Origin of the sequence: Pseudoalteromonas sp. PA2MD11, from assembly GCF_017808125.1 — a bacterium.
GTDB lineage: Bacteria > Pseudomonadota > Gammaproteobacteria > Enterobacterales > Alteromonadaceae > Pseudoalteromonas > Pseudoalteromonas simplex.
The window spans coordinates 1-10528 of sequence record NZ_JADKNF010000031.1; the positions used below are offsets into that span (position 1 = coordinate 1).

Sequence of the window (10528 nt, forward strand, 5' to 3'; positions counted from 1 at the left end):
AATCAAACCGAATATCAGCCTCAAGTTGCTTAAACTTAAACTTGAAGCTGGTTATGAGAGATGGTATCTACGTAGGTTGTCATTCATGGCGACTCATTTAAAAAATAAAAAGCCCAGCTGTATTGCTGGGCTTATAGTTGGGAGTTAGTTAACTGTTATTCATATCTTAAGATAAGTGATGGTCTGGTGCTTGCGGCCTTAAAGGCTAAGCTTGCAACGGTAATCCAAGTAATGGCGGCCACCGCGACGGCGGCAACTAAATACACCCATACAGCTTGTTCAATGCGGTCATTAAAATTTGCTAACCAATCACCAACTAACAAGTAAGTCACTGGATACGCAATAGCAATACTTACCGCCACCAGCACTAAGAACTCTTTAGCAATAATATTGACGATACTGATGCGAGATGCACCTAGCACTTTTCGAACGGCCACTTCTTTTTGACGACGTACTGTTGCAAACGAAGCCAAACCAAAGGTACCTAAACAAGTTAAGAACACAGCAAGACCGGTAAAGATTAAAACCACATTCGAAATTCGCTCATCACCTTTTAACAGAGTTTTGTAGTTGTCTGCGAGTAAGTTAATTTTTGGCTCATAGATATTGGCTGAGCTTGCTAATACTTCAGCGATCTGAGCTTTAATGTAAGGCAAGTTTTGCTGATCAATCGTTAAAATTAGTTCTGATACTGGTGATAAAAAGTTAAAGCCACATAAGAACATAATATTTGAGTTGGCATCTTTAGCATTACCTACTTTTACATCTTCAACCACACCCACAACACGCATATCTACGCCACGACCTGAGTCTTTAATTACCTTACCGATAATGTCACTCATGTTAGTGTAACCCGCTTGCCTTGCGACAGATTCAGTCACAATAGTGCCAGTACTTGTTACTCCATTTTCGCGGCTTGCCCAATCACCAGCAAACTCACGGCTAAAGTCACGACCAGCAACCAGTTTTAACCCTAGCGTTTTTACAACATCGTAGCTTGCACCTACAACAGGCGTTAAGCTGCCAGATGCTTCACCATTTGGCCACGTTGGCATAAGTGTATTATTGATTGAAACAGTTAAACGGGTATCAATAACTGTTGTTTGCTGTACGCCTTGAATTGCACTAATACGGTTAACTAAGGCATTTTTTTCTTTTGTGAATACTTCGCCTACAGGTAGCTCTGAAATAACCAATCTTTGTGTCGTTTCATAGCCTAAAGGTAAGCTTTGTAAGTAAGTTAATTGCTTTAACAAAGTAATAGAGGCAATGATTAAACCTATTGCTAGTGAAGCCTGTAAGGTTAGTAAGCTCTTACGAACCCATATTGCAGTATTACCTCGTTGTAAGTCTCCACTTAAAACGCGTTTTGCACTGAATGACGAAATAAAGAATGCAGGATAAAGCCCAGCTAATATGCCCACAGCAATTGCGACCACAATAATTGCAATGCCAAATTCAGAGGCATAATTCACGACCAATTCGCGGTCTACTAGTTGATTAAAGCTTGGTAAAAGTAGCTCCACTAAAGCACAAGCAATCACCATTGAAAGCATTGATACCAACACAGATTCAGATAAAAACTGCGTTACTAACTGGCCTTTACTTGCGCCAAGCGCTTTACGCACACCCACTTCTTTTGCACGTTTAGTCGATTGAGCGACGGTCATATTGATGAAGTTAAAACCTGCAATAAGAATAAGTAACACACTTAAACCAACACAGATCATAACCACTTGTTTAGCACCACCCGCTTTCATCTCAAACGGTGATTTAGCCGTTAGGTGTAAATCAAGTAATGGATGCAGCTCTAAACTAACTTGCTCCAGCATCGAACCTCTAAAAAATCGCTCTGTTAAGGTTTTAGCTAATGCATCTGTATCGGTGCCCTCAGCTACACGCATATAAACATAACTACTGTTGATGTCTATTTTGCTTGGATCATGCTTAACATAAACAAGGTTTTTAAAGGCGAAGTGAGTGTTATCTGCTAAGTCCGCAAACACGGCACGCACTGTGTACTGTCCTTGTTCATGCGTAAGTGTTTCACCAATCACATCGGTGCGACCAAAAATGCGCAGAGCTTCTGACTCACTTAAAGCGAGGCTATCTGGAATACTCATTGCTGTTGTTAAATCACCCGCCAACGTCTCCATAGCAATGAAATTTTCAATATTTGCTGTAGCACCATATAAGGCATTTAACTTATAGCCTTGATTGCGGTAACTCACATCCACCATGGCTTCACGGGTCAGCTCGACCATAGTTAATCCGAACACTTCTTCAACTTGGCTGTAATCTTCGGCCTGCTTTGACTGCACATAATTAAAAATAGGCACCACAGCTAAACCAAGTTTTGAGAAGTCCTGGCCAACGCGATAAACACGCTCCGCATGAGGCTGTTGGCTATCGTACGAAAGCTCATTTTTTGCAAATAAAGCAACTAGAATTGCCGCAGCTAAGCCCACACTTAAACCCAGAACATTTAAAATAAAGTGCTGCTTTTGGTTTTTAAACGCACGCAGCGCGGTGATCAAATAACTTAAAATCATGTTATGCCACCTCTGCTGTTTGTTGAACACGGTTAGCTTTATCAACCATCACTTGGCCATCAAGTAAGCGCACTAAACGGTCAGCATAATTGCCTTCTTTTTCTGAGTGAGTAACCACAATTACCGTGGTACCTTCGCGATTTAGCTCACGCAGCATCGCCATGACTTCATCACCATTTTTTGAATCAAGGTTACCCGTAGGCTCATCCGCTAAGATAAGTTTTGGATTAATCACAAGAGCTCGGGCTACCGCTACACGTTGCTGCTGACCGCCCGATAGCTGTTGCGGTAAGTGATCTGCTCTATGGTCGATTGCAACACGTTTTAAAATTGCGTCTACTCGCTGCTTACGTTCACTTTTTGAGATATTTTGATACTGTAATGGCAGCTCAACGTTTTCAAATACTGTTAATTCATCAATTAAGTTAAAGCTTTGGAAAACAAAACCAATCGACGCTTTTCTAAGTGTTGCTAATTGTTTTTCACCAAACTCTGCGATGTCTTCACCTAAAAATTCAAAACTACCTGCCGATGGCGAATCCAACATACCTAAAATAGAGAGTAATGTTGATTTACCACAGCCAGATGGCCCCATAATGGCAAGAAACTCGCCTTCGTTTACATGTAAGTTAATGTTATTAAGCGCTGTTGTTTCAACATCTTGAGTACGGAATACGCGTGATAAGTTAGTTAATTTAATCATTGTTATTATCCTTAAAATTGTAGTTGTTGTGCTTTATCAAAGTTGCTGTAGCTAGAGGTGATCACGCGATCTCCGGCGCTTAGGCCACTTAACACTTCATAATAGTTTTGATTCTTTTTGCCAAGACGAATGTCTTTTCGTACTGCACGGTTGCCATCTTTTTCCATGACATAAACCCAGTTACCTCCTGAGCTGGTAAAAAATGCGCCGCGTTCAAGTAATAAAGCAGTGCCTTTGCTATCACCTAGCATCAGCTGTACATCTAGGCTTTGCCCACGTTTTATATTGCTCGTGCCATTGGGTAAATCGACCTCAACCTGAAACTGTGATTGCTGAACACGACTATCAATTTTGCTAACTGTTGCCGCAATTTCGCCTTGTTCATGCTCAATAAGCACTTGCATACCTGTTTGAACTTGGCTCAGGTAAAACTCATCTAGTCTCACAACTAGCTTGTATTCATTAGGAATATCAATCTGCCCTAGGCGAGCACCACGGCCTTTTGATTCACCAATTTCAACATCAAGTTCACTTAAATAACCATCGGCTGGTGCTGTTATGAGTAAGTTTTCAAGGTTCTTACGTGCAAACTGTAGGTTTTTCTCTAACATGTCGGCACTGTCTTTTAACTGAGCTACCTGAACTTCACGAATGCTGTTTTCTTGCTTTTGACGCTCAAGGGTTAGTTCTTTACGCGCTTTGTAATACGCTAAGTCTTCTTGAATTTCAGATAATTGCTCTTGTGCTAACACACCCGTTTTCACTAGCGGCTGAGTTTGTTTTAAGCGACGCGATAAATGCGTGATTTTAAGATCGATTTCAAGCAAATCACGGCGTAAGTTTAAACGGCTGGTTTCCATATTCATTTGCGTGTTACGTAAAAAGTTAAGCTGCTCAGTCACCTGGGCTTCACGACTCATTACATCAAGCTGCAAATTGGTATTGCTTAAACGCACAAGTGGTTGGCCTTTTTTAACAAACTCACCTTGCTCAACAAGTCGCTCTTCGACTTGGCCTCCGGCAATGGTGTCGAGGTAAATAGTAGTGCGAGGCATAACCTGACCACGAAGACTTAAAGCATCAACAAATTCACCTTGTTGTACTGTGCTAATCGTTAAGCTTGTCGCGGTTACTTGCTGACTACGACCTGTTTGCTCAGTTTGCGTGAAACCATAAGCTGCTGCCGCAACAGCTAAGCATGCCGCTGCAATGACTGATTTCTTAAAAAATGCTTTGTTATTTGAGCGTGTAATTTTCTTATCCATGTTGACGCCTTTAAGTTATCTAGGTGCTAATTACCTATAGATAAAACAACTCTTGTGCCAACTTTTATTTTTATTAAATTACAATAACTTACATAAAAACCAATAAACATGCATATAATCAAGTGTCCGCTTATAGAACACTTCAAAATCCATATATCGTCCATAAATGGACACTGTTACTATTTTCAATTAATCTTAGTGTTCCCATAAAGGAATAATAATAAATAGCTATGAAACAAGCAGGATCAATTCTTATTGTCGATGATAACCCCGACGTACTTATCGCCGCACGATTACTTTTAAAGCAGCATTATCAGGTTGTAAAAACCACAGATAACCCCTTTGATATCGAAGGTATCATTAACGCACAGCATGAGGCGGATCAGTCCATAGATGTTGTGTTACTCGATATGAACTTCACGCAAGACTCAATTAGTGGCAAAGAAGGATTCTACTGGCTAAAAAAGATCATGAGCCAAGACGCTAATATTGCGGTACTGCTTATGACGGCCTACAGCGATATTCAGCTAGCTGTCGAAGCAATTAAAGCTGGTGCCTCTGACTTTATTGCCAAACCTTGGCAAAATGAGCAATTACTCGGTGCTGTTGCAGCGGCATTTTCACACGCTAAAGACAAGCAGCAAGTTGGTAAGCTCACAAAACAAAAGCAGGCCTTGCAGCAGTCAATCGGCAATCAACCATTTGAGTTTTTAGGCCAAAGTGATGCCATGCAGCAGGTTTTTTCGGTTATCGACAAAGCAGCCAACACAGATGCCAACATATTGATTAGTGGCGAAAGTGGCACAGGTAAAGAACTCACTGCCCATGCAATCCACAATGCAAGCCAGCGCCAAAGCCAACCCTTCATAAGCCTAGACATGGGCTCACTAGCCGAAAGCCTGTTTGAAAGCGAACTATTTGGCCATAAAAAAGGGGCGTTTACTGGCGCGAAAGAAGATCGCATTGGCCGATTTGAGCTTGCTCATGGTGGTAGTTTATTTTTAGACGAGCTAGGTAATTTACCGCTTAACCAACAAGTTAAACTACTTGCGGCACTACAAAACAGGCAAATAACACCGGTTGGTGGCTCTAAAGTCATCGATATTGATATTCGTTTGATCTGTGCAACCAATGAAAACCTCGAACAAGCAGTTACTGAAGGCAAGTTTAGGCAAGACTTACTGTACCGTGTTAATACCGTAGAGATCCGTTTGCCAGCTCTGCGTGAGCGTAGTGAAGACATTCCATTACTGTGTAACTACTACTTGCAGCACTTTGCACATAAATACAAACGTGAGCTCTCGATTGCAGCATCTGATATGGCACGTTTAAGTCAGTATCATTGGCCAGGCAATGTCCGTGAACTTGCCCATGCAATTGAGCGAGCAGTCATCCTATCAGAAGGCTCAGAGCTCGATATAAGCTCGGTGATAAGCTCACCAAATGCTGCTGTTAGCACAAGTGAGCTCTCTTCAAACGCCACTGACTACGACACTTTTGATCTTGAAATCATCGAGCAGAGAACCGTTCGTGCAGCTTTAAAGCATTTTCAAGGGAACGTGAGTCATGCAGCAAAAGCGCTCGGCCTAACACGCGGAGCCATGTATCGTCGTTTAGAAAAATACGGACTGTAATCGATGCGAAATTTTATTAGCTTAGCCAGCCTATTAGCTGCGCTAATTGGTTTATCAATTGCTTTGTTTTGGCAAGTAGAGCAAAGCGGGTTTTCTGCAATTTCGGCACTTTTAGTTATTTTAAATTTGGTATGTGCCGCGCAAATTTTTAATTTATTTAAACGCCAAACAAGGCGTGCAGATATGGTGTTTCGCGCTTTAGCGAATGGAGACAGCACATTAGGCTTTGGCGACCAACACCCTATGCAGCAGCAATTTGAGCAGGTTAAACAACAAATTCAGGCTGCACGTTTTAATGCAGAGCAACAAGCTCAGTTCTTACAAGCACTATTAATTCATATCGATTTAGCAGTATTAGTATGTGATGAACAAGGCAATATTATTGAAAGTAACCCTGCGGTCAGTCGCTTGCTTGGGCAGGCTGTAAAGCACATCGATGATCTAGGTGTAATCGCAAACCTCGTTCAAGACGCAAAACAAAATAGCCGTAATACCGTGCCATGGCAAAATGGTGAGCAGCACGATACGTTATCTGTGCAGATCAGTATTGCCGAAATCCAAGGTAAAGTTCGTAAAGTGATCAGTTTGCAATCGATTCATGATCAGCTGCAATTAAAAGAGCAACAAGCTTATAAGCGCCTTACCAAAGTACTAACCCATGAAATTGCTAATTCGATTACGCCACTCTCTTCTTTAGCACAAACTTGTACGGCGCTGCTGCCAACTGAGCTTAGTTTTGATGATCAGGAAGATAAACAAGACTTGCAACTCGCCCTAACAACACTCGCATCACGAACCGAGCATTTAGGGGTATTTATAGCGCAATTTAAAAAGGTTAGTAGCTTACCCGCCCCACACTTACAGCCACATATTCTGGCCGATCTTGCCAAGCAAGTTGTCGCTCTGCACTCACAACAAGCTAAGCAGCTTAATATTACGTTGAATTTATCGGTGCAAAGCCAACAGTTAGTAATGATAGATAGAGGCCAAGTTGAACAAGTAATAATAAACCTGCTTACAAATGCCATTGATGTCCTTAAGCAGTTAAATACTTCAAAGTCAGCAAAGTGCATTGAGGTAAGCATTGCACAAAATGCTAATCAGCAACTGTATTTAGAGGTCAGCGACAATGGTACAGGTATCAGCGATCATGTGATTGAGATGATTTTTGTGCCATTTTTTACTACTAAGCAACAAGGCTCAGGAATAGGTTTAAGTTTATCGCGCCAGATCATGCTCAATCATGGCGGCGATCTGGTATATATCAAACGCCAGCAAGGAGCCTGCTTTCGCTGCGTGTTCGGCTAACTTACATAGATAGAACAATTGCTTACAATTTGCTAAGGCGCCGTTTGGTATCATCTACCCATTAACGTTTAATGGACTAATCAATATGCGATACCTCGCCTTAGCACTGTTTTCATCACTAACCTTCATTCCTGCTACAAGCTTTGCTGGTATTTATGACAGCCCAGATATGAACCTGTTTGTTAAATCAGAACATAATAGTACTGATTCAATCACCTCAGCCGGCATCGAATTTATGGCTAAAAATAACTACAGTAATTTCGGCGCAGCATTTATAACGGCACTAGGCTCAGCAGAAGTATTTACTAAAAAAGGTGATCGGGAGACATTTCTCACCTTAGATAGCGGCATCAAATTTGGTTATTTCAGCGACTTTTTTGTCTATGGCGAAGTGGGCTTAGATTTAATTGAGCTTGCTGTATACGACGACCGCGATGACCACGACTACAGAGACCGCTATGATGACGACCACAATAATATTGATGGCTATGTTGGTGTGGGCATGGGCGTGGATTCAAAGCCATTCAGAATAGAGATCTATGCCAGAGCCCGAGAAATAGACAGCCGCTATTGGGAAGCACAAAACCATGGTTATGCTGGGTTACAAGTTAGTATTTCGTTTTAATTTCAATTGGGTGAGTAAGTTAGCGAGCTGTTAATCTAATGGTCATTTTTAGCTCACCCTATGTTAAGCTTAGGCGCTTTAGTTTACCCGCACCTAAGTTAACGGAGTATTTTAATACGTGTTTTTAAATCGATTTTTAGGCCTTGTTGTTGTTTCTTTTATTGTAACAGGCTGTCAGACTGCCCCTGAGTCACTTCCCGAAAAGAAGCCCATCATCAAAGCCAATCCAGGTACTGTGGTTGCAGAAGCTAAAACAGCACAAGTAGACGCGGTGACACCGCTCAAACCAAGTGAACTTGATGATGTATGGCAGCGTATTCGCATTCAACTGCAGTTTAGCGATTCAAGTCACCCAGATGTGCAAAAGCGTATTGCTTGGTACCTTACTCATCCTAATTACATGGAAGAAATAAGCCGCCGTGCAGAGCCGTATTTGTATCATATCGTTACAGAAGTAGAAAACCGTGACTTACCAATAGAACTCGCTCTAATGCCGCTTATAGAGAGCGATTTTGATGCCAGTGCCTATTCGCACAAACATGCATCGGGTTTATGGCAACTCACCCCCTCAATCGCCAAATACTTTAAAGTAAAAATTACCCCTTGGTATGATGGTCGCCAAGATGTGATCGACAGCACCCGCGCAGCTTTGGATTTTATGGAATACCTTTATAAACGCTTTGATGGCGATTGGTATCATGCTATTGCTGCCTACAATATTGGTGAAGGGCGTGTATTACAGGCAATTGCTCGTAATAAAAAACAAGGTAAGTCGACGGACTTCTTTAGCTTAAAACTACCATCGCAAACCAAACAATACGTGCCTAAGTTACTGGCCGCAGCACAATTATTAAAGCACCAAAAAATGATATTCCCTGCCATTAAGAATGAGCAGGCTATTGCGACCTTACCAGTGACAGGTGCCGTGATCTTGGCAGACAAAGCGAAATGGCAAGAGCTTGAAGAGCTAAACCATGGTGTTATCCGATACCCAGCAGTGATTGATGCGCCACATATTGTGGTCCCAAAAGATCAGCAAGCAAGTTATCAAACTCTATTAGCTAATCAAAAGAGCAATGATTATAGCCAGTGGCAACATTACACTGTTAAACGCGGTGATAGCTTAAGTGTGATTGCAAAAAAATATAAAGTAACAGTTAGCCAACTGAAAACCTTCAATAACCTAAAAACAAACACCATTCGTATTGGTCAAAAACTGATATTACCGCAATTGGCTGATCAACAAATCGAGTATAAGGTGAAATCTGGCGATAGCCTTTGGAAGATAGCAAAGCAATACAAAGTCAGTATCACTAAACTCAAACAATGGAATAACCTTTCAAGAGATAGCTTAAGAGTGGGTGAAAAGCTCACCGTATTTATCTCAAATAGTTAATACCAAATCAGGGAGTTTTACTCCCTGTCTCTTTTATCTATCCAATTAAAGTTGTATCTTTGTTAGTCTATAAAAACAACAATTAAAAATTATGGATAATCAGCAACAGGACGCAAGCTGTTCCACCGTTAAAACAGAACAAGACACTAACGTTGAAGAACAAACAAAGACCACCCAGCAAAACACTCAACCAGCCAGCAATCAGCGCAAGGCATGGTTTACCAACGAGCGGCTAAACCTATTTCTCGCACTCTGTGCGATTATTATCTCCGCAGCCTCCTTTTATGCCACTTACTTGCAAGCCAACGCCGCAGAACGACAAGTAAAAGCCGCAACCTGACCATGGCTCGAAGTGATGACGGGGAATTTTAATGAGGAAAAAAATCAATCTGAAATCACCTTTGTACTCACTAATTCAGGCTCAGGACCTGCGATAGTAAAGTATGTGAAGTATCATTATAACGACCAATCATATTTAGATATCTATAAAGTAATTTCTGCATGCTGTTTTGATACACAAGCATATGAAACACAGCTACAAACTCTGCAAGATGATTCTCCCGACATAAATATTTTCGAAGCATTTGGCTGGATTATGACGAGTGCCAGTGATAACCGGTTACTGGCATCTGGCAGCAAACTTAATCTTTTTGGTTTTAAGAAAACAGGCTTCAATGCAACTCAGTGGGACAAGGTAAATGACCAACGCTTTAATATCAAAACCGAGATTTGCTACTGCTCGTTGCTAGAACAATGCTACCTAAGCGATGGCCGCGGTGATGTGAAAGAAATACAGCAGTGTGAGTGACACCGAGCTTTCAGCCGTCAGCGATCAGCCGCGTGGTGGAGATGTTTGGTGCTGCGTCTTCCTCTGCAATTAGGCTCTAGGCTCTAGGTTCTAGGCAAAGTGTACTTGTAGGAATGGCTTTAGCCGTGAATGTGTTTGTTCTGGTCTAGATTCGGCACTAAAGTGCCTTATATGGACTCCTCCTATTGCACAATACCCTTCGTTAATTTTGTCAGACTGCGTGCTTATATGCGGGCT

At 41.7% G+C, this 10528-nt stretch carries 9 protein-coding genes; 6 read left to right on the forward strand and 3 right to left on the reverse strand.

The window, feature by feature from the left end:
- Nucleotides 1-155 precede the first annotated feature (155 nt).
- The 3 genes from ISP07_RS20285 to ISP07_RS20295 are packed head-to-tail and all read right to left on the reverse strand — an operon-like array spanning nt 156 to nt 4520.
- On the reverse strand, nt 156-2552 hold the full coding sequence (locus ISP07_RS20285; protein WP_209328699.1) for an ABC transporter permease: 2397 nt from the start codon (nt 2550-2552) through the stop codon (nt 156-158).
- A gap of 1 nt (nt 2553) precedes the next feature.
- Nucleotides 2554-3255: an ABC transporter ATP-binding protein gene (locus ISP07_RS20290; RefSeq protein ID WP_209328700.1), complete on the reverse strand. Its 702-nt coding sequence runs from the start codon at nt 3253-3255 to the stop codon at nt 2554-2556.
- An 11-nt stretch (nt 3256-3266) separates the two neighbouring features.
- On the reverse strand, nt 3267-4520 hold the full coding sequence (locus ISP07_RS20295) for an efflux RND transporter periplasmic adaptor subunit (protein ID WP_209328701.1): 1254 nt from the start codon (nt 4518-4520) through the stop codon (nt 3267-3269).
- A 230-nt stretch (nt 4521-4750) separates the two neighbouring features.
- Here ISP07_RS20295 and ISP07_RS20300 point away from each other — a divergent pair, with 230 nt between their 5' ends.
- From ISP07_RS20300 to ISP07_RS20325, 6 genes are all read left to right on the forward strand, one after another.
- Nucleotides 4751-6154, forward strand: coding sequence for a sigma-54-dependent transcriptional regulator (locus tag ISP07_RS20300; protein WP_209328702.1), 1404 nt, complete (start codon nt 4751-4753; stop codon nt 6152-6154).
- Nucleotides 6155-6157: 3 nt separating this feature from the next.
- Nucleotides 6158-7462: a sensor histidine kinase gene (locus tag ISP07_RS20305; protein WP_209328703.1), complete on the forward strand. Its 1305-nt coding sequence runs from the start codon at nt 6158-6160 to the stop codon at nt 7460-7462.
- Between the two features lie 85 nt (nt 7463-7547).
- On the forward strand, nt 7548-8087 hold the full coding sequence (locus ISP07_RS20310; protein WP_209328704.1) for a hypothetical protein: 540 nt from the start codon (nt 7548-7550) through the stop codon (nt 8085-8087).
- Nucleotides 8088-8205: 118 nt separating this feature from the next.
- Nucleotides 8206-9483, forward strand: a complete 1278-nt coding sequence (locus tag ISP07_RS20315) for a LysM peptidoglycan-binding domain-containing protein (RefSeq protein ID WP_209328705.1) — start codon at nt 8206-8208, stop codon at nt 9481-9483.
- Between the two features lie 91 nt (nt 9484-9574).
- Nucleotides 9575-9823 (forward strand): hypothetical protein, encoded by a 249-nt coding sequence (locus ISP07_RS20320; protein WP_209328706.1) that lies wholly within the window; start codon nt 9575-9577, stop codon nt 9821-9823.
- 15 nt (nt 9824-9838) lie between these two features.
- Entirely contained in the window at nt 9839-10291 is a 453-nt protein-coding gene (locus ISP07_RS20325) for a hypothetical protein (RefSeq protein WP_209328707.1), read from the forward strand.
- Nucleotides 10292-10528: the final 237 nt, after the last annotated feature.

Coding starts and splice junctions, on each gene's coding strand:
- ISP07_RS20300 (WP_209328702.1), top strand. CDS start 4,751: ATGAAACAAGCAGGATCAATTCTTATTGTCGATGATAACCCCGACGTA.
- ISP07_RS20310 (WP_209328704.1), top strand. CDS start 7,548: ATGCGATACCTCGCCTTAGCACTGTTTTCATCACTAACCTTCATTCCT.
- ISP07_RS20305 (WP_209328703.1), top strand. CDS start 6,158: ATGCGAAATTTTATTAGCTTAGCCAGCCTATTAGCTGCGCTAATTGGT.
- ISP07_RS20320 (WP_209328706.1), top strand. CDS start 9,575: ATGGATAATCAGCAACAGGACGCAAGCTGTTCCACCGTTAAAACAGAA.
- ISP07_RS20295 (WP_209328701.1), bottom strand. CDS start 4,520: ATGGATAAGAAAATTACACGCTCAAATAACAAAGCATTTTTTAAGAAA.
- ISP07_RS20285 (WP_209328699.1), bottom strand. CDS start 2,552: ATGATTTTAAGTTATTTGATCACCGCGCTGCGTGCGTTTAAAAACCAA.
- ISP07_RS20325 (WP_209328707.1), top strand. CDS start 9,839: ATGACGGGGAATTTTAATGAGGAAAAAAATCAATCTGAAATCACCTTT.
- ISP07_RS20290 (WP_209328700.1), bottom strand. CDS start 3,255: ATGATTAAATTAACTAACTTATCACGCGTATTCCGTACTCAAGATGTT.